Below are 20,066 nucleotides of genomic sequence, written 5' to 3' on the forward strand. Positions count from 1 at the left end.
TCTAAAACGAGAGCAGTTTTACCTGTCTGCCTATCACCAATAATTAATTCACGCTGACCTCTTCCGATCGGAATTAAACTATCAATCGCTTTAATACCTGTTTGCACCGGCTCGCTTACCGATTGCCTATCAATAATTCCCGGAGCCTTAACTTCAACTCTTTTATATTCTACATCAGTTAAAGCACCTTTACCGTCTATAGGATTTCCCAAGGCATCGACAACTCTTCCGAGGAGGCCTTTGCCGACCGGTACTTCAATAATTTTGCCAGTTCTTTTTACAATATCACCTTCATTAACTTGCCTATCTTCCCCGAAGATTACTATTCCTACACCATCTTCACCCAAATTTAGCACCATCCCTTTGACGCCGCTGCTAAACTCTACCATTTCAGAGGCTTGCACATTATCCAGGCCGTAGGCAATCGCTACCCCGTCAGAAACCTTAACAACCTGCCCTACTTCACTTAGCTCAGCATCACTTTCAAAATTTGAAATTTGTTTTTTTAAAACTTCTGATATTTCTGATGCGTTCATCAGTATCTCCTAATTTATTTTAATTTTGTAAAGCTAATTTTCTGATCCTTTGTAGTTTGTTTTTTAAAGTTGCATCTAATAATTGCGACCCCACTCTAACTGAAAGGCCTCCTAAAACGCTTTTATCCACAACTACATTTAGAATTATTTTTTTATTAAATATTGCCTCAAGCTCATCGGAAAGTTTTTTACTTTTTGCCTCAGGCATGGCAATTGCACTGGTAACAAAAACTCTAAGCTCATTATTATACGCTTCAAGGCTTTCAAAGAACGCCTTTCGAATATCATCAATTGCATAAACTTTATTTTGCCTAACAAGCACTCTTAAAAAGTTATGTGTAATCTCATTTAGCTCAAGCTTTGAAATTGCCGTATTTAAAAATATATTTTTAATTTTAGAAGGAACTACCTTGGGCAGTATGAATTTCAAATACTGCTGATTCTCCTTAAAGATTACTTTCAACTTATCTAAATCCGCAGCCACCTCTTTTAAAGCATGCACACCTTGGGCGGCACTAAAAAGTGCTTCTGAGTAACGCTTAGCGGTAACATTTCTTGCTGCTTCCATAATATACTTAAATATTAACACTGGGTAGGATTATCATACATTTATTCTACTTACAAGCATAACTGTAAAATAATTTTCATATAAAAAAGACTTGCAAAAAGCAAGTAAGGTAATATATTAGTTTCTGTTTTTAAAACTTTGGGATGTCGCCAAGTGGTAAGGCAGCGGTTTTTGATACCGCCATTCGTAGGTTCGAATCCTGCCATCCCAGCCATTTTTGCTATTTAAAATCTTTTTATGTTCATTAAAACATTGTGTAAAAGGCTTTCCTTAAGGCTTTATGATATTGAGCTTTACTGCTTAATTAATAAAAAATAATGGCTTCTGCCTGCTAAGGCCTTAGTTTCATATTTAGTTTTCACCCAACCTTCAGGTTGCTTATATAGGTCAATATTTTCATTTTTAAATTTGAATAACTTTATTTCATCCAAATCTTTTAAAATAGATCGGACATAATCTTTATGGTCAGTTGCAATAATTAATTCGCCCTCATCAGCTAACCGACCATGTATCATACTTAATGTTTCTCGATTAATAACCCTGCGTTTTTTTTGCTTATTTTTCGGCCACGGGTCGGGAAATAATATATAAACTGTTTGTAATGCGCCGCTCTCTATTATCTCCAGCGCGTTCCTTGCATCATCAGGATAAAGCAAAATATTTTTTAAATTAAGGTTTTCAATATCATCTAACACTCTGGTTACCCCATTTAAATAAGGCTCACAACCGATAAACAAAGTCTCAGGATTTTTTATTGCTTGTGCTAATATATGATCTCCGTTACCGAACCCGATTTCCAGCTTAACTTGCGTATAACTCTTTAGTACAGTTTCAAAATTTTCCTGATTAAATAATACTATAGGTAAAAATTGATCCAATAGCTCTTTTTGGTAAGGAGATAATTTTCTACTTATTCTTCGCGCAAATGATGACAGGTATTTTCTTTCTTTATTCATGCTAAGTATGATTTTATTTTTTCAATTAAATCTATTTTTTCCCAAGTAAAATGCCCCATCTCATCCGGCTTCCTACCGAAATGCCCATAGGTTGCAGTTTTAGAATATATAGGTTTATTTAAATCAAGGTGAATTCTTATACCTTTAGGAGTTAAATCCATTATTTGGGGGGCAGCAAGCGCTATTTCTCTATCTTTTACTTCGCCGGTTCCATAAGTATTAACATAAATTGAAACAGGGCGTGAAACTCCTATTGCATAAGAAATTTGAATTAAACATTTCTTAGCTACACCTGAGGCAACAATATTTTTTGCAAGGTAGCGCGCCGCATATGCAGCCGACCTATCAACTTTAGTCGGATCCTTGCCTGAAAATGCACCTCCGCCGTGCGGGGCAGCTCCACCGTAAGTATCTACTATAATCTTTCTTCCCGTAAGCCCTGCATCACTTTCAGGCCCCCCTATTACAAATTTGCCTGTCGGGTTCACGAGTAGCCTATCATACTCACACATCCACCCTTTAGGCAGCGTGGCTTCAACATAAGGATAAATTATTTCTTTAACTTTCGCTTGGGTGAGACTTGCATGATGTTGGATTGAAACCACAACATCGGTTGCTTTAAGCGGTAATCCTTCTTCGTCATATAGTAAAGTAACTTGACTTTTTGCATCTGAATATAAGCCTTGTATTTTTCCTAACTTCCGTGCAACTGAGATATTCTCTAAAATCCTATGCGCATAAATAATAGGAGCAGGCATTAAATCCTCCGTTTCCCCGCAAGCATACCCAAACATCAGCCCTTGATCTCCTGCACCTTCTTCCTTTTCTTTTGAACTATCAACCCCTAAAGCTATATCAGGTGATTGCCTTCCGATAAAATTTAAAACTTTTACCGTTTTCCAATGAAAATTATCTTGTTCATAACCTATTTCTTTTATCTTATTTCTCACTACCCGTTCAATCTCTTCCCTCGAAAGTAAGTGCGTCGAACTGATTTCTCCGCCCAGTATAACATGGTTCGGTACCACCATAGTTTCACATGCCACTCTGGCATTCGGGTCAGATTCAATAAAAGTATCGAGAATGGAATCGGATATCTGGTCGCAAACTTTATCCGGATGCCCTTCAGCTACTGATTCACTGGTAAATAGGTAACTGTTTCTTTTTAGTCCCATATGCATTTACATCTATTTATTACGTTCAACAATAAAGTATGCAAGCTCCTTTAACAAATTAGCTTTGCCATCAAATATGTTCAAATGCTCAATTGCCTGTTTAGCTAAAACCAGCGCATGCTCCTTTGCTTTCTCTATTCCTATGCATGAAACTAAAGTTGCTTTCCCTTGAGATTTATCTTTTCTGACACTTTTTCCGGTTTCTTCCCTTGTGCCTTCGGCATCTAACAGATCATCGGTAATTTGGAAGGCTATACCTATATTATTTGCATAGGCCCTTAAAGCATTCCTTAAATTTTTTGAAGCTTTGCCTAAAATTGCACCAGCTTCACAGGAAACAGCAAACAATGCTCCGGTTTTCATGCGCTGTAACCGCACAACCTCGGAAAATTCTAGGGTATTATGCTGAGCTAATAAATCCATCATTTGTCCGCCGACCATGCCCCTATAACCAGATGCAATAGCTATTTTAGATATCAACTCAGTTCTAACTCCCGGGTCAGAATGGGTTGATTCATGTGCAAGCATTTCAAAAGCAAGAGTAAGAAGCGCATCCCCGGTTAAAATAGCGGTAGCTTCATCAAATTTTTTATGGCAGCTCGGTTGCCCCCTTCTAAAGTCATCATTATCCATTGCCGGTAGATCATCATGCACTAGTGAGTAAGCATGGATAAACTCAATTGCAACTGCTGTCTTTAACGCACAATCAAGAGAAACCCCAAAAGCATTTGAAGTTGCCACCACCAAGTAAGGCCTAATTCTTTTTCCCGGAGAAAGAGCAACATATCTTAATGCTTTGAACAATTGATCCTCAATTAACCCGCTGGGCTCAGGGAGCAATTCATCCATTATTGCGTGAAGTTGTTCCGCAGTGCTTTCAATGGATTTTTCAAGCATTTCTCTACCCACAGGCTTACCTTTAAAATAATTAGTAATTGTGTGCCTTTATAACACTTTAATAAGATTATTTACACCTAAATTTGCTAAATAATTTTTAGCCTATTTGCTTAGCTATATTTATCCATGCCTCTTCGGGTAAAATGCTCACCCCAAGCTTTTTAGCATTTTCAAGCTTAGATCCCGCATCTTCTCCTGCAACAACAAAGTTTGTGCTCTTCGAGACTGATGAAGCAACCTTAGCCCCCATTCTTTCGGCAATTGCTTTTGCTTCACTGCGTGTCATATTTTTAAGGCTGCCGGTAAATACGAATGTTTTACCGCTGTATTCGTTCTCACCTGTTTTAGGAAAACTATAGCCCAAAACAGTAATATACTCCAAAAGCCTAGCAATCAAATTACTATTAAAATCATCTTTAAAGAAATGAATAATTTCTTTAGCCATCACCTCACCGATACCTTCGATATTGGTAAGTTCATCTTCAATATTTTCTACATTAAAAGCATTTAATAATAATTCTATATTACTGAAATGTGCGGCTAGAAGCTTAGCGGTAACTTCCCCCACATGCCTAATCCCTAGTGCGTAAATAAATCTATCTAAGGTAATGACACGTGACTTGTTTATAGCATTGAATAAGTTTTCGGAAGATTTTTTCCCCCACCCTTCTCTTCGCATTATTTTATGATCAGCTTTAATATCCCGCTCTTCAAGTGTAAATAAATCAATCGGATCAGCAACTAAGTTATCATGATAGAACTCTTCTATTTGCTTTTCTCCTAAGCCCTCGATATTAAAAGCATTACGAGAGACAAAATGCTTTAATTTCTCGATCACTTGCGCTTTACATTTTAACCCGCCTGAGCACCTTTTAGCAACTTCATCCGGATTTTTTACAACTTCACTTCCACATATCGGGCAGTAATCAGGTAGCCTGAATGCCTTCGTATCAGAAGGCCTATGATCTAAAATTACTTCAATTACTTGGGGTATAACATCCCCGGCTCTTTGCACTACTACAGTATCACCGATCCTAAAATCCTTACGAATAATCTCTTCTTCATTATGGAGCGTAGCTCTGGATACCAAAACCCCGCCTACATTCACCGGCTCCAGCTCGGCCACCGGAGTGAGCGTCCCCATTCTGCCGACTTGTATAATTATATTTTTTATTTTTGTTATCGCTTTTTCAGCTGAGAATTTATGAGCTATCGCCCACCTTGGCGCCCTACTTACTATTCCTAGCCTATTCTGCAAAACAAAATCATTAACTTTATAAACCACTCCATCTATATCATAATCAAGTGAACTGCGCTTAAATTGTATATCCTTATAATATTCTTCAATCTCCTCTACTGACCCAGCTACTTTAATATTGCTATTAATACAAAACCTTAAATCTTTAAGCTTGTTTAAAAGTTGATGCTGCGTACTTACTCCCCCTATATCTCCGCTCCAAATAAAATATCGCAAATTCCTTGATTTAGTAATGCTGCTATCGAGCTGCCTTAATGAACCTGCGGCGGCATTACGAGGATTTGCAAATATTTGTTTATTCGATTTTTCCTGAATCTCGTTAAGCTTAAGGAAATCACTCTTAAGCATATATACCTCACCTCTAACTTCAAAATCTTCCTTTAATTCCACCTGCTCAGGAAAGCTTATCACCTGCTTTAAGTTTTGGGTAATGTCCTCACCGAATTCTCCGTCTCCCCTGGTTGCACCCCTCACTAACTTTCCTTTTTCAAATACGGCGGCGAAAGATAAGCCGTCAATTTTGGGCTCACAACATAAATCAAGCGAATTATCTTCAGGTAGCCCTAAAAACCGATTAACTTTTGTAATAAATTCCTCTATATCCGTCATCTCGAAAGCATTAGCAAGTGAGAGCATAGGATATGTATGCTTAACTTTTTTAAATCTCCTATCCGGCTCAAAGCCGACCAGATCAAGCGTACTTTGTCCTCCTTGCCGCTTCAGCTCTTTTTCTAAAGCTTCCAGCCTCTTTCTTAATTCATCATATTTAGCATCTGAAATTTCAGGACTATTCAGATTATAATATAGGTAGTCGTGATGCCTGATTTCTTTTTGTAAATTAGCTATTTCTTCTGACAAACTTCTTTTCATTTACTTTACTAGAGCTTCAACTATATTTTCCATTTTCATTGTGCGGCGACCTTTTACTAAGATAACATCGCCTTCATTGACATATTTTTTGATAATTTCAGCCATTTGTTCGGAAGTATCAGTATGAGCTTCTTTCAGCTCTTTCGGTAATTCTTCATGCAAATGATTCATGTACGCACCAACCGTAAATACCTTATCGATTTTATTTTTAATAATGTCCTGAACTAATTCTTTATGGAAATTTGCTGAATTTACACCAAGTTCAGCCATATCACCAAGAACGGCAATAAGCCTTACACCCTTAGATTGATAATTACCTAAATTGCTAAGTGCGGCTTTAACTGCCACAGGGCTTGCATTATAAGATTCATCAAGTACGGTAATTTTTTTTAAATTATGGATTTCTCCTCTTCCTTTTACACTATGAAATTTTGAAAGATTATATGCCGCACAATCCACTTCGGCTCCCGCAATCTTAGTTGCGGCTAATACTGCGATACTATTATAAGCTAAGTGCTTTCCGGGGGCATTTATAGTATATTCGTATTCTCTGCCGAACAGCTCAGCCTTTATATGCGAAATACCGTTTTCCAACTTATAGCTTATCAAACGTGCCGGGGTTTTTTGTGTTTCGCTGAACCCAACTACATTAAGCTGTTTATTATGCGCCTTACTAACTAATATCTGGTGATAAGGGTTATCAAAATTTATAATTGCAAACCCGCCTGCTTGCATACTGTTAAATATTTCCGATTTAGCATCAGCTATGGCTGATACTGACTTAAAGAACTCTAAATGTACGGCTTCTACATTGGTGATGACTGCAATATCCGGAATTGCAAGCACAGTTAAGTCTGCTAATTCACCGGCATGATTCATACCCATTTCTATAATTGCATAATCACTATCTTCAGGTAGCTTAGATAGCGAAAGCGGTAAGCCTATATGATTATTATACGAGCCTTCAGTGGCAAATACATTTCCTTGATTTTCAAGAGCTATTTTTAACATTTCTTTAGTGCTGGTTTTTCCGACACTGCCGGTAATTCCGATTACTTTTCCTTTTAGTCTGCTGCGGGCAAACTTAGCCATTTTATTTAAAGCAACCATAGTATCTTTTACTACAACCACTTTTTTATTGTCATGCAGCAAATTATTATCAACGCCGCTTACGATTGCAAGTGATGCTCCTTTTTCTAATGCGTCAAATGCAAAATCATTGCCATCAAAATTTTCACCCTTAATTGCAATAAATATTTCCCCCCTCCGAATGGTTCTAGAATTTATAGAAACCCCACAAGCTGAAAATGAAACTTTTACTTCACAGCCTAAAGCTTGCTCCAGCGAAGTTTTATTCCAAATTATTTTTTCCTCTCCCTGAAAATTTTCATGAGCTTTATCAGCTAAAGAACTATTCATACTCAAGCCCTCAAACAAATTACTTTCCTACCGAATTTAGGGTCAAAACCCATATAAAGCAAGTATAAATAGCTAGTGCTTAAGATTACAAGTATACCTTTCTTAAGTAAAGAATGGGGAAAAACCCAAATACTATAATAACTGTATATAGTATATACTATATACTCAATTGCAGCTTCGATCTTTCCTCTTTTATTTCTTCAACCCAACTATTAAGCATTAACATAGAAGGATTGCGCACAAGTTTTTGTGAATGCCTATCAGGTATGGCATCCAGTATTTTTTCTTTTAATTCTTCAGGAATATAGACAGATAAATTATTATAACCTTTGGCATAGTCTTTATAATAAGGGTTCCCTTTCAACCCATTAGCAAAGCGCTGACCTATACCTTCTGTTAATGTCGATATCCCGTTTCTATAAGCAACTACCTTTTCAAGAAGATTTATCACATATAGCTCTCCTATTGCGGAAAACTTTTCTTTTTCGGTCTTTAGTAACTTAACATCAATGTGTGCACCGGCTTCTATTAAGCACTGCGCTATTTCCAGCTGTTTGATACATATATCAGCTACCCCCCTATTTTTTTTCTCAGCATATACTGTATATATCAAAGCTGTTTCATGATTATCATTTATCAGATCTATATTTGCACCTTTTCCCACAAGGTATTTCACTCTTTCTATGTCCCCATTAAGTGTAGCTATCATTAAAAGAGTGTGACTATTAACGTTTAGTAAATCTAAATTAGCACCTTTTTCAGTAAGATATTTCATTAATTCAAACCTTCTTTTCCCTAGAGCGAGTATTATGGGTGTATTAAGATCATGATTTTGTAAATTTACATTTGCCCCATACTCTATAAGAAGCTCTACCATCTCTAAATACCCTCCCTCTACAGCCAATGTTAAAGCTGTATCTCTTTCATAATCTCTTCTGAAATTTATATCTACACCGTCACTTAATAAAGCTTTTACTTTTACAAAATCCCCAGTTCCAGCCGCCTCGAGTAAAGCGATTGAATTTTGTTCAATCTTATCTTGCCATGCTACAACATCAAGACGTTGTGCGCCTGCTTTAACTAAGTATTCAGATATTTCTAATTTCCCATGCACCTCAGCAATTGTTAATGCAGTATCCCCATTAATATCTGATAAATTCATATTTGCTCCATGCTCTACAAGGCATCTTACTTCCTCAAAGTGCCCTTCGAGTGAAGCAATCATTAGCGCCGTCCAATAATAATTATTTTGTAAATCGGGATCTGCACCATGAGCTAAAAGGTACTTCACTACTTCTAAATTTCCTACTAAGGCAGCTCGCATTAACGCCGTGTCCCTATCACTGTCTCTTGAATTTATATCCACACCTTCATTTAACAAAGATTCTATCCTTGCAGTATTTCCAATTCTAGCTGCTTCGTGCAATGTGATTGATTCATTTTCTTGGCTATCGGTATTTTTCATAATTTTATATTTACCTGGTTTTTATGTAGTTAATATATAATTTAATATAAAATAAAGAAACAATTTATAATTTAAGCTTATATTAAGCTAGTTAAATATTTTCGATTAATCAAAATAATAGCTAATTGTGCTGTTGCAACATTCTATAGGTTGCTCATCTTTTTACTTTTGTAAATATATTGCATAAGTATTTAAAGATTATTTATAATTAGTTTAAAAACTATTCTGTATATTCCCACGCGTTTTCGATATGTGAAACTACTTTATTGCCTTCTAACAATATAAAATCGAACCTTACATTTTTATCATTAATACCGTTCTCAGCCAGATAGTAATTTGCCGCTTGAGATATCCTTTTGATTTGCTTATTTGATAAAACTTCATAGTGTTTTAGTTTGGTTCTCGCTTTAACTTCAGTAAATATAATAATGTCCTCATGACAAGCGATTATATCAATTTCTCCGTAAGCAGTTTTAAACCGTATTGATAAGATTTTATAACCCTTAGGTTTTAAATACTCGCATACCAACTCTTCTCCTTTTAAGCCGTATTGATAGGATTTTAGCATAATAATTAAAACTCGTTATCCTGATAAGTAAACGGAGAAGCTAAGTTTTCCGAAGTTTTCGGCTGCTCTTCTTTATTATTAAGCTGTGCAGCATAATCTCTAGCAACTTCCTCGCTAACCATTCCTTTAGAATAAAGAGCATTAATAGATTGATCCATTAGTACCATTCCTTGTTTACTGCCAATTTGCATTAAAGAAGAAACTTGGTAAAGCTTATTTTCTCTTATTAAATTTCTGATTGCCGAATTTGCAATCAAAACTTCATAAGCTGCTACCCGCTCATTGCCGTTAGGTTTAGGCAGTAACGCCTGTGAAATAATTCCTTCCAGAGAACTTGCAAGCATTGTCCTGATCATCGGTTTATCATTGGTCGGGAAAACATCCACTATCCTATCTATAGTTTTAGCGGCCGAGCTGGTATGCAATGTTCCGAAAACCAAATGTCCTGTTTCCGCGGCCGTAAGTGCAAGCTGAATGGTCTCCAAGTCTCTTAGCTCCCCTATCATTATTATATCCGGGTTTTCCCTCAATGCACTTTTGAGTGCTTTAGCAAATGAGTGAGTATTAGCGCCTACTTCCTTTTGGTTTATTAAACTTTTATTAGAAGTGAATTTATACTCTATCGGGTCTTCAATAGTTATGATATGTTTGCTGTATTGTGTATTAATATGCTCAATCATAGCTGCAAGTGTAGTACTTTTTCCGCTTCCGGTAGCACCAGTCACAACTACTAATCCTTTCTTAATTTTAGTAAACCTTTCAACTACTGCCGGCACCATTAATTCTTGCAGGTTCCTTATCTTGTCAGAGATTATCCTAATCGCAATACTTGGACCATTAATTGTGCTATAGATATTTGACCTATATCTAAATTTGTTGGATTCAATTGCAAAATCCAACTCTAAATCTTGTTTGAATATTTCAGCTTGCTGCTCATTAGCTATTGAGAAAAAGATCTTTTCTATATCTTCGGTAGTTAATTGACTTACATTCAGCTTTTGCATTACACCGCCGATTCTAACTATCGGAGGATAACCGCAAGCCAGATGCAGATCCGAAGCATTATGCTCCCTTGCGTAGGTAAGTAAGCTGTTTAAGTCCATAAAATTATCTCCCCCGTTCGAATATTATCTATCCGTTCCCTTTTGTTGTTAAAAATCTTGCTCTTTGTTTAATTATATTCAAGCTCTGCGGTAAAGCTTCACCTGAATCTCCTGCTTCAATAATTTCTTTATATAATTTCAATGCTGGTTTGTATTTACCAATCTTGTCATACATTACGGCAATATTATATTTATAAAGAATTTCCTGCGGTGAAATAATCATTGCTTTCCTAAGATAGCTTTCAGCTTTATCATATTCTCCCTGTCTTGCGTATATCATACCGATTTGTGCGAGCACCGGCGAATAATTCGGATTAGCTTTATTAAGTAGCATTAGTTCCTGCAAGCCTTTCTCCGGCGATTCTTCAGCAATTACCGCTAAAAAATTATGCAGCGCTTTCGGTTGATCCGGCTTGAGCTTCAGTACTTCTTTATAATAATACTTAGCCTCTTTAAATTGCCTTAATTTATGGTACATAATACCTAAACTATAAAGAATATTTATATTATCCGAATCATGTACAAGAGCTTTTTTATATAAAAAAATTGCTGATTCATAGTGTCCGGCTAAAGCAGCTCGGTAGCCTTTATTAATAATTTCAACCAGGGGTAGTTCAGCAGTTAATTGATTCTCAATCTTTATATTTAAATTAGTACTTTTAGAAGCGTTTCCTCCAAGATTAACCGGGACGGCAGGAGTAAACCCATAATTAATTTCCACTCCTTCTTTAGTAGGTATAGGCGGTTTAATAGCTTCCGCAATAGTATGAATCAGATCTTGTTCGGTTAAATTTTTATTAGTATTTTTAGGTATATTATTCGGCTCGATTATAACTTTAGAAGCTTTGTTATCGGCTACTTTTTTTATATCCTGGCTACTAAAAGCAAGATAAGGAAACAAAATACCTAAAATATATAACAATAATAAAACCAGCTTCTTATATTTATAAAGCATAATAGATACTTAATTGAAAAGTAATTTTTTTCTTAATACATATTAAGGTAATGATTTTTAGTTTAATTTTCAAACTATTTATCCATTCTTAAGTTATATTGTATTTCGTATATATTATGGCTTTTAGCTTATTGGACATAAGCTCTTCATAAACATATGAAGCATGCTTCATATGTTTTATTTATAAAAAGATTGCAATAATATTAAAAATTTATTACTAATTTGCCTAATGGCCGTAAGTTATATGGGCACTTAAGCTTTAAAAGCTTAGTTAAAAACTTTATTATCTGTAAAATGATTTTTAGGTAGCTGGAGCGATATATTTATAATTAGTGGTAGAACAGGGTTACATAATGCAATATTTTGATATAGATAAAACCATAGTTCTTATATTTTTGATGGCTACTTTAGTAATTGGAATAATTGCCGGCAAAGACCTCAAAAACATAAGAGAATATGCCATTGCCAATAAATCATTCGGTACACCAGTATTACTTATTACTTTGCTTGCAACGATGGTTGGGGGAGGCTCTACTACCGGAGATGTTGCTCAAATATTCGAGGATGGGATAGTTTATCTTTTAGCTATGATAGGACCGATAATAAGCGCCCTAATAATGGCTTATTATATCGCACCAAAATTTGATGGCAGATTTGACGGCATGATATCAGCAAGCGACCTGATAAAATACTTTTACGGAGTTAAGGCTGAAAAGTTTTCAGGGATTGCCGGATTCATAGCCTGCACTACATTACTTGCAATGCAATTAATCGCGCTTGGGCATTTGGCTGCAAATATTTTAAATATAAACTATACTTATGGAGTATTAATTACCAGCGGACTAATTATCGCTTACTCAACTTTCGGCGGAATTAAATCGATAACCGTGACTGCTATTCTCCAATTTGCAATGTTGATTATCATGGTACCGATCATTGCTAATGTGGCGACTAACCAAGTAGGAGGATTAGGTAAAGTTTTTAGCGGTATTGGAACCGAACCTCATATGCAAATTATAAATCACCCTAAATTCTATGAATATTTACTACTCGGGCTATTTTTCTCCTTACCTTTTAGTCTTTTCTTTCCTTCAATCATCCAGCGCTTTTTAATGGCACAAAATAATAAGCAAATCGCCCATATTACCTATGCATACGCTGTTTTGCAAATTGCCATGGTATTTATGGTAATTTGTATCGGCCTTTCCACATTAAAATTATATCCGAGTACTGAACCCCGAGTGCTGATACCCTCATTAATAAACGACTACCTTCCTCCTTTGATAAAAGGATTAGCAATTTCCGGTATGATAGCAGTTTTAATGTCCACCGCAGATTCATTTCTTAACTCCGCAGGTATACTAATCGCTCATAATGTAATGCCGCAAAAAGCCCTTAAGACTGAGCTCGGCAAACTTAATTTCATGAAGTTATGTACCTTAACGGCAGGTTTGTTGGCAATGATGATTGCCATGAGGAATTATAATATTATTAGCATATTAACATTAAGTTGTTCTCTTATACTCAGTATATTCGGCATACCTTTATTTTTCGGCATTTTAGGCTATAGGGTTTTAAAATCTTCTTTTTGGTTATGCAGCATTTGCTCTATAATTGCATCTATAGTAGCAAATAGCCTTAATATGGGGTCAGCAATTCCGATATTTACTGCTGCCCTAGGTTTTTTAGGTTATATCATCCCGCTTTTTATATTAAAACAAGGCTTAACAAAAGTTCTCTCGAATACGGAATCTCCTAAACAAGTTAGCACTGTAACCTATGAAAAAATGATTAAGATGATAGTTAAGCATTTACCTACTCCTAAGAATATATACAGGTATTCTAAAACCAAAGTAGAAAATTTTGGTGCTAATCATCTAATGTTCGGAATATTTTGTTGTGTTAACTACATCGTGCCTTACTTTATGTGGACTCATCAAAAACCGCTTAATTACTTTGTAATGCTTAGCTTAAGGTTAATTGCCGGGCTACTATGCGTCGGATTATTATTTAAAGAATATTGGCCTAAACGATTTAAGAAATATTTCCCCCTGTATTGGCACCTTACTCTTATGTATTGTTTGCCATTTGTAACTACCGTTATGTTTATTGTTATGAGTGCGGATGTTGAATGGCTGATCAACTTAACTTTAGCTATTATGTTGCTTGCAATGCTTGTCGATTGGACAAGTTTTATTATAATATTTCTCACCGGTGTATTACTGGGCTATCTATTTTATGAGGCGGCAATCGGTGCACCTATCCCTCAGGTTGATTTTGATACTGTTTATTTATCTATCTATGTTTGTGTTTTTGCTACATTAATAGGTTTATTATTTGCAAGACGTAAAGAAATTGATACGGAGGAAAAATTAGAGGTAATGCGTTTTTTCGGCGGCGCAATGGCACATGAAGTAAAAACTCCTCTTGCTGCTATTGATATGTGCGCTCAGCATATAGATATTACTTTATCAAGAATGATTTCAACTCTGGAATCCGGCTCATCCGGCAATTCTGTTTTAAAGGAATGTTCCGAACTTAAAGATTTAGCCTTAACCTTAAGAAAAATTAGCTCGCAAGGAATAAATACGGTAGGCAATCTACTAATGTCTTTGAAAAGCTCGGTGATCGCTGAAGATAAAAATGAGTATTATTTAATAGATTGCATAGACCATGTGTTGGTAGAGTTCGGGAGAGAATTTGCTAAGCTTGAAAATATAGATGTTAATATTCCCTGCAACTTCAAGTTTTACGGATCTATGCATTATATGGAGCAGGTTTTCCAAAACCTTTTTAATAATGCATATAAATACGGCGGAGAAAACGTAAATATTAAGATTTGGACTGAGGATAACAAATTGATTTTTGAGGATAATGGAAGAGGTATACCTAGCCAAGATTTACCATATATATTTGATAGGTTTTATACTAAAAGTAAAGATGGCACAGGAATCGGATTAGCATTTTGTAGAATGGTTATGGAAGATATGGAAGGGGGTATCTACTGTAAATCAGAGCTAAATAAATATACTCAATTTACTTTAGAGTTTCCGAAGAAGCTCAAAAATGAAGAACTAAAAGAAGAAGAGAAATCTATATTGGTAACTGCCGGTTAGCAGCATCAAGTAAAATGATTATTTTCGTCCGATAAAGATTGAAGAAGTCATAAAAATGTATTATATTTATAATTGTCAGCAATGACTATGGTAATAAATGTCGCTTATAATAGGCGTTTTGGACTCGGGGGCGGTACCCGACGCCTCCACCATTAAAAAATTATGGGGGCGAACTAGCTTCGACAGGCGTTAAAAAAAGTAGATTTTACCCGGTATGATACCACCGATTATGGGTCAAAATAGTAAATGCAAACGATAATTTTGCTAGCAATGAAAGATTCGCTCCTATGGCTCTAGCAGCTTAAGTGTGAATTAATCATTAGCGGTTTGGGGGCTACCGGGCAACAGAAAGCCCCTTCTTTTAACTATTAATAGGATAAAAGTGAAGAAATACGATAGCGATAATATCTTTGCTAGAATTATAAGAAATGAGATTCCTTGTAATAAGATTTATGAAGATAATAATATAATTGCTTTCCATGACCTTAATCCGGCTGCTCCACTTCATATTTTAGTAATTCCGAAGGGAGAATATACTTCCTATGATGATTTCATTCTAAAAGCCTCCGAGCAGGAAATTGCACATTTTTTTAAAATGGTTAGAACCCTTACACATGATTTCAACCTTGCTGAAAGCGGATACAGATTAATTACCAACCATGGTAGTGACGGAATGCAAACCATACCTCATTTTCATCTACATATATTGGGCAAAACTAAGCTTGGTGCATTAGTTGCTGATGATCAATATCACAAAGATTCATAAATGCTGAAGCAAATAAAATATTTATCGGAAGCTTTACTTGCTTGCATATACTTTCTGGTTTGCTACTTATTGCCTCTGGAAGTTGCATCTTCCTTAAGCGGTAAATTACTTGAAATAATAGGATGTCTATTTAAAGCGAACAAGGTAGCTTATAAAAACCTTACCTTATGTTTTCCGAACCTTAGCGAGCAAGAGAAACATAAAATAATAAAAAAAATGTGGAATAATTTAGGGAGAGTGATTGGTGAGATTCCTCACTGGCAAACCATGTCTTCAAAAAAGTTTACCGAGCAGGTAACCATATGCGATTATTCAAACGGAGGCTTTCAAAAGGTCAAAAGTGCACTTTTTCTTTCCGCCCATTATGGTAATTGGGAAATTTTTCCGCGTTTCTTGAAGGAAAATAATTTAAATCTTTCACTGGTTTATCGGCCGGCTAATAATCCTTTTGTAGATTATATAATTAGCAGAGCGCGCCACAAGCATGGAATACTTTTAATAAAAAAAGGGATCGGCGGTATACGCAAAATTATGGAGAGCTTAAAATTAGGGCACTTAATCGGCATGCTGGTTGATCAGAAGACTAATGACGGCATTGAAGTACCTTTTTTTAATCTTCCCGCCCGAACTACTTCGGCTCCGGCGAATCTGGCTTTAAAGTTTAATATCCCGATTTACCTTGCTTGCGTTACACGTATTAGGGGAGCGCAATATAAAATTGAAATTTTCCCGGCTATAATTGCAAGTACAGAAGAAAATACTCATTCCATTACGAGTAGAATTAACCTAAAAATGGAACAATGGATTAGAAAAGACCCGACCCAATGGTTTTGGGTTCATAAACGCTGGGATAAGAAACTTTATTATGATTGATAAAAGATAATGATTCCTGCAAAAGCCTTAAGTTTTAGTAATTAATATCTGTTATGCTCTTCCTCTATCAGGTTGTTTTTGTACTAATTCTCCGGCTTTTTCCATTACTTTACACATAGATTCAAGTTGGCTAACCCCGTCTCTTGTCACCTCGCCTTTACTATATTTTATGCCCTCATTAACTGCCCAAGTAGCTAACCCACCTACAACCCCGGCTACCATAGGTCCTTCTATAGCAAGAATAAGCCCTGCGACAAGGCCTGCACCCGGTACAAGAACCGCAAGCGCGACTCCGGCCGCAATTGCAGCTGCGGCAGCAACGACGGTTACTATAGTCCCCACAGCTATTGCTATTTTAGATTGCAGGTCTTTTTTAGCCGAATCAATACCCTTTCCTTGTTCTATACTTGCTGCTAAATTATCTACACAAGAATTAATAATATTATCCAGCTCTCTAGAATTTTTATTTAACTTATCCTCTAAAAGGTTAGCAGCCTTAATTTTTTCTTGTAACTCTTGCGGGATATTTTGAGAAGCATGTTGGTTATTATCTCCTTTCGAGTCTTGTTGTGGGTTTTTCAAGCTTTCTATAGCAGAAACTATAAAAAAAGGACTAGCTTTATTAGCAGGATCGAATTTAACTTCTAATGGAACATCTAAATTTGAAAAGTATTCACCAACCTTTTCAGCAAGTTCTATTTTTAATTTGTTTTTTACATTATTCTTTATATCTTCAGGAATGTTTGCTTTCGTATTTGATCTATCTTTTTTCAGCTGTTCAATGATATCCTCAATTCTATCTTCTAAACCTTCTTTAAATTTTTCCGTAGCTTTTTTAACTTTTTCTTTTTCTAAAAATTTTGTATTGCTGCGGCTAGTTTGGCTTGGTTCAGTTGGAAAAAAAAACATATCTACTTTCTCAATATAACAATAATTATTATATAATAGTATATAAAAGTTAATTTTTAGTTAATTAAAAAAATGATATTATATATAATTATGCATTCTATTTTTCTATACGCATATTTTATTTAGATTTGATATATTTATTCCAATAATATCTGATATTTTGCGTAGCTCTACCCAATATATTTGCTTGCGCTACATCTTCTTTTGCGACTAAATCCGTAGAAAAGAGCACTTGGTTATTCTCTTCAATTCTAAGTTGAGCGATTATATCTCCTTTCTTAATCGGAGCTTTTATAGGTGAATTATAAACCACCTTAGTAGTTTGTTTATTCTTTTTACCGATAATTTTCGGTAATACTACTTCTATATCTTTTGCAGCAACTGCTGCTAGTTCATTTTGCTTACCGTACCAAACATCTACCACTGTTACTTCTTCATCAGCACTAAATAGTTTTTTATTAAAGAAATTACTGAAACCATAGCTTAATAGCTTATCAGCTTCCCTTATTCTTTCCTTTTCACTGTTTAAGCCGTTTACAACTGCAATTAATCTTCTGCCGTCCCGCTTTGCCGATACCACCACACCGAACCCACCTGCATCGGTATGGCCGGTTTTCAACCCGTCTACCCCTTTCTTACCTAATAAGGTATTTTTATTATATTGATGAATATTATTATACTTAAATTCAGCCTCTGAAAAATAATTGTAATACTCAGGGAAATCTTTAACTATAGCTGCCGCGAGAACAGCAATATCTTTTGCTGTTGAGTAATGCTCTTCATGAGGCAAGCCTGAAGCATTCTTAAAGTTACTTCTATGCATCCCGATCTGCTTGGCATGCTCATTCATGCTTTCAGCGAATATGCTTTCCTCACCGTGTATACCTTCCGCCAATACCTTAGATGCATCATTGCCGGATTGGACAATCACTCCTCTTAATAAATCTTCAACCCTAACTTTAGAATTTAAATTCACGAACATTTTTGTTCCGCCTGTTCTCCAAGCATTCTCACTTACTAAAAATTCATCATGAAGGTCGATATTATTTTCTTTTAAGTTACTAAAAACTACATAAGCAGTCATAACCTTAGTCATAGAAGACGGAACCATTCTTTTTTCGCCATTTTTGTCAAACAAACATGTCCCTGTATTAAAGTCCATTAAATAAGCCTGTTTAGCACTGGTTTCAAAAGCATAAGCAGCATTATCAGCTAAAATTGTCGAAAAAATAATGACAAAATATCGAATATATGTTTTAAGATTAATCATTTCTTAACCTTTAAAGATTACTATCTATAATTAAAGAGATATATTAGCATTTTAAAAGGCGCATGCAATGAAAAGATGTTTTATTTTTATACTACTTCTACTACTAACTCAAGCAAATGCAAATGCCGATGAGCAGGATTTGAACCAAAGGTACGTGTATGTACCTCAGACAGAACTAAAATTAGTTAAAACTTTTCAGGATTGGGAAGTTTATCATCAAGTTTCTAATAACACTACAAAATGCTATGCATTTGCGTCGCCTTATCGAACAAAAGCATTTGAAGGCGTGAGGGAAGCTCCCTATCTGATTATTTCATTTAAAGGGAAAAAGCAATATTCCATATCTTTAAACCCCGGATTTTTAATTGATAAAAACAATGAGATAATTTTAAAAACCAATAACCGTTCATACCTGCTTAATTCTGCCCTGCCTAATTATGCTTGGACTTATTCAAGCACGCAGGATAAGGCAATAATAGAAGATATGATTAAGGACGGGCGTAGCTTAAGTGTCAGAAGCTATAATGTTTCGGATGATACCGCTTTAGATTTTTATTCGCTGAAAGGAATGACTGAGGCATTAAAATATATGGAAGAAAACTGTTTAATTTTTTATAATTAATTATATTGGTGATAAAGAAGGGGGAATATATAATGTTCGGTGCTTTAAAAAGTTTAATAGTTACCATGGCGCTGCTTGCGGCGATTGCTTACGGCGCGATAATGAAACTAGATCAAAATGCTATATTAGCTCAAATAAATGCATTGGTGGCTAATTTACAAGGTAACTTTAAAGATATAAACCTTGATGAGCTGATCAGAAAATTTAAGCAAAGCACCCCTAAGTGAGCTTCTCCCAGTTATTACCATTAAATCCGTAAAAAGCTTTTTCCTCATAAACAAAGAAAAATGCCCCTGCTCTTGGTTCTATAAATTGCCAAGTATCTCGGTAGTATGCTATTCTATTTTCCTTCCCGCTCCATTCATCTTTTGCATCTTGTCCAACAATATATAAATAATGTTGTACCTCTTCCAGCGGCGGTGATGAAAGCTTAATACTCTTTATATATTTATTAAACAGCTTATCCAGTAATACGAAATTTTCATTAATAATAATTTCTTTTTGGGATTGGTTTTGTGAAAGTCTTAAAAAAGTAGAAGATTTATTATCCATAAATATAATTTTTAGATTGGTTTATCTGAATTATATTTAAGTAAACATGTTTACGGGAGTCCCTATATAAAAAAAGTGCGTCGTAAGGTTTATTACGAGCGCACTTTAGTGGTAGTTAAAAAAGATATATTAGAAATTATATCTTACACCAACGGTGATAGCATGAGCTTTAAGCTTGCTGGTTAGTG

18 protein-coding genes, 1 tRNA gene, 1 other RNA gene and 1 pseudogene are annotated in these 20,066 nt (G+C 35.5%); 7 read left to right on the forward strand and 14 right to left on the reverse strand.

The window, feature by feature from the left end; all coding sequences use genetic code 11:
* A pseudogene (locus tag NF27_RS10165) lies at positions 1 to 536 on the reverse strand (F0F1 ATP synthase subunit alpha); the annotation flags it as partial.
* A 19-nt stretch (positions 537 to 555) separates the two neighbouring features.
* On the reverse strand, positions 556 to 1,104 hold the full coding sequence (atpH, locus tag NF27_RS10170) for an ATP synthase F1 subunit delta (RefSeq protein WP_039459265.1): 549 nt from the start codon (positions 1,102 to 1,104) through the stop codon (positions 556 to 558).
* A gap of 139 nt (positions 1,105 to 1,243) precedes the next feature.
* Here atpH and NF27_RS10175 point away from each other — a divergent pair.
* Positions 1,244 to 1,318: transfer RNA gene (locus NF27_RS10175), tRNA-Gln, on the forward strand.
* Between the two features lie 79 nt (positions 1,319 to 1,397).
* Here NF27_RS10175 and trmB read toward each other — a convergent pair.
* The 9 genes from trmB to NF27_RS10220 all read right to left on the reverse strand — a co-directional run bounded on the left by trmB (position 1,398) and on the right by NF27_RS10220 (position 11,770).
* Positions 1,398 to 2,060, reverse strand: coding sequence for a tRNA (guanosine(46)-N7)-methyltransferase TrmB (gene trmB / locus NF27_RS10180; protein WP_053332783.1), 663 nt, complete (start codon positions 2,058 to 2,060; stop codon positions 1,398 to 1,400).
* Positions 2,057 to 3,235: a methionine adenosyltransferase gene (gene metK / locus NF27_RS10185; protein WP_039459269.1), complete on the reverse strand. Its 1,179-nt coding sequence runs from the start codon at positions 3,233 to 3,235 to the stop codon at positions 2,057 to 2,059. The genes trmB and metK overlap by 4 nt, the downstream gene beginning before the upstream one ends.
* Before the next feature lie 12 nt (positions 3,236 to 3,247).
* Positions 3,248 to 4,132 (reverse strand): polyprenyl synthetase family protein, encoded by an 885-nt coding sequence (locus NF27_RS10190; RefSeq protein ID WP_039459403.1) that lies wholly within the window; start codon positions 4,130 to 4,132, stop codon positions 3,248 to 3,250.
* A 97-nt stretch (positions 4,133 to 4,229) separates the two neighbouring features.
* Positions 4,230 to 6,260, reverse strand: coding sequence for an NAD-dependent DNA ligase LigA (gene ligA, locus NF27_RS10195; protein ID WP_039459272.1), 2,031 nt, complete (start codon positions 6,258 to 6,260; stop codon positions 4,230 to 4,232).
* Positions 6,261 to 7,679 (reverse strand): UDP-N-acetylmuramoyl-tripeptide--D-alanyl-D-alanine ligase, encoded by a 1,419-nt coding sequence (locus NF27_RS10200; protein WP_053332784.1) that lies wholly within the window; start codon positions 7,677 to 7,679, stop codon positions 6,261 to 6,263.
* Between the two features lie 157 nt (positions 7,680 to 7,836).
* Complete coding sequence (locus tag NF27_RS10205; protein WP_039459275.1) at positions 7,837 to 9,144, reverse strand: ankyrin repeat domain-containing protein; 1,308 nt, start codon at positions 9,142 to 9,144, stop codon at positions 7,837 to 7,839.
* A gap of 220 nt (positions 9,145 to 9,364) precedes the next feature.
* The gene (locus NF27_RS10210) at positions 9,365 to 9,712 is read right to left on the reverse strand and encodes a YraN family protein (RefSeq protein WP_039459278.1); all 348 of its coding nucleotides are present in this window, start codon (positions 9,710 to 9,712) and stop codon (positions 9,365 to 9,367) included.
* Between the two features lie 5 nt (positions 9,713 to 9,717).
* A complete protein-coding gene (locus NF27_RS10215) occupies positions 9,718 to 10,815 on the reverse strand; it encodes a type IV pilus twitching motility protein PilT (protein WP_068982031.1) in 1,098 nt (365 codons plus the stop codon).
* A gap of 28 nt (positions 10,816 to 10,843) precedes the next feature.
* Positions 10,844 to 11,770 (reverse strand): tetratricopeptide repeat protein, encoded by a 927-nt coding sequence (locus NF27_RS10220; RefSeq protein ID WP_039459282.1) that lies wholly within the window; start codon positions 11,768 to 11,770, stop codon positions 10,844 to 10,846.
* A 353-nt stretch (positions 11,771 to 12,123) separates the two neighbouring features.
* Between NF27_RS10220 and NF27_RS10225 the strand changes: the two genes are divergently transcribed.
* The 4 genes from NF27_RS10225 (at position 12,124) to NF27_RS10235 (ending at position 16,525) form a co-directional block, all read left to right on the forward strand.
* Positions 12,124 to 14,886, forward strand: a complete 2,763-nt coding sequence (locus tag NF27_RS10225; protein WP_039459285.1) for a sodium:solute symporter family transporter — start codon at positions 12,124 to 12,126, stop codon at positions 14,884 to 14,886.
* 34 nt (positions 14,887 to 14,920) lie between these two features.
* Positions 14,921 to 15,246: a transfer-messenger RNA gene (ssrA, locus tag NF27_RS11655) on the forward strand.
* 22 nt (positions 15,247 to 15,268) lie between these two features.
* Positions 15,269 to 15,652: a histidine triad nucleotide-binding protein gene (locus tag NF27_RS10230; RefSeq protein ID WP_410518036.1), complete on the forward strand. Its 384-nt coding sequence runs from the start codon at positions 15,269 to 15,271 to the stop codon at positions 15,650 to 15,652.
* Positions 15,653 to 16,525, forward strand: coding sequence for a lysophospholipid acyltransferase family protein (locus NF27_RS10235; protein WP_039459291.1), 873 nt, complete (start codon positions 15,653 to 15,655; stop codon positions 16,523 to 16,525).
* Positions 16,526 to 16,576: 51 nt separating this feature from the next.
* On the opposite strand, the gene NF27_RS10240 is transcribed toward NF27_RS10235, so the two are convergent.
* A complete protein-coding gene (locus NF27_RS10240) occupies positions 16,577 to 17,434 on the reverse strand; it encodes a P-loop NTPase family protein (RefSeq protein ID WP_039459294.1) in 858 nt (285 codons plus the stop codon).
* A 118-nt stretch (positions 17,435 to 17,552) separates the two neighbouring features.
* Positions 17,553 to 18,704 carry a D-alanyl-D-alanine carboxypeptidase family protein gene (locus tag NF27_RS10245; RefSeq protein WP_039459296.1) on the reverse strand — a complete coding sequence of 384 codons (1,152 nt, stop codon included), beginning with the start codon at positions 18,702 to 18,704 and terminating at the stop codon, positions 17,553 to 17,555.
* A 67-nt stretch (positions 18,705 to 18,771) separates the two neighbouring features.
* Here NF27_RS10245 and NF27_RS10250 point away from each other — a divergent pair, with 67 nt between their 5' ends.
* Entirely contained in the window at positions 18,772 to 19,326 is a 555-nt protein-coding gene (locus tag NF27_RS10250) for a DUF1176 domain-containing protein (protein ID WP_039459300.1), read from the forward strand.
* Between the two features lie 8 nt (positions 19,327 to 19,334).
* The gene (locus tag NF27_RS10255) at positions 19,335 to 19,553 is read left to right on the forward strand and encodes a hypothetical protein (RefSeq protein ID WP_161791864.1); all 219 of its coding nucleotides are present in this window, start codon (positions 19,335 to 19,337) and stop codon (positions 19,551 to 19,553) included.
* Here NF27_RS10255 and NF27_RS10260 read toward each other — a convergent pair.
* Complete coding sequence (locus NF27_RS10260) at positions 19,546 to 19,878, reverse strand: DUF2793 domain-containing protein (RefSeq protein WP_039459305.1); 333 nt, start codon at positions 19,876 to 19,878, stop codon at positions 19,546 to 19,548. The genes NF27_RS10255 and NF27_RS10260 overlap by 8 nt on opposite strands.
* Between the last annotated feature and the right edge of the window lie 188 nt (positions 19,879 to 20,066).

The organism is Candidatus Jidaibacter acanthamoeba, assembly GCF_000815465.1.
Lineage (GTDB): Bacteria > Pseudomonadota > Alphaproteobacteria > Rickettsiales > Midichloriaceae > Jidaibacter > Jidaibacter acanthamoebae.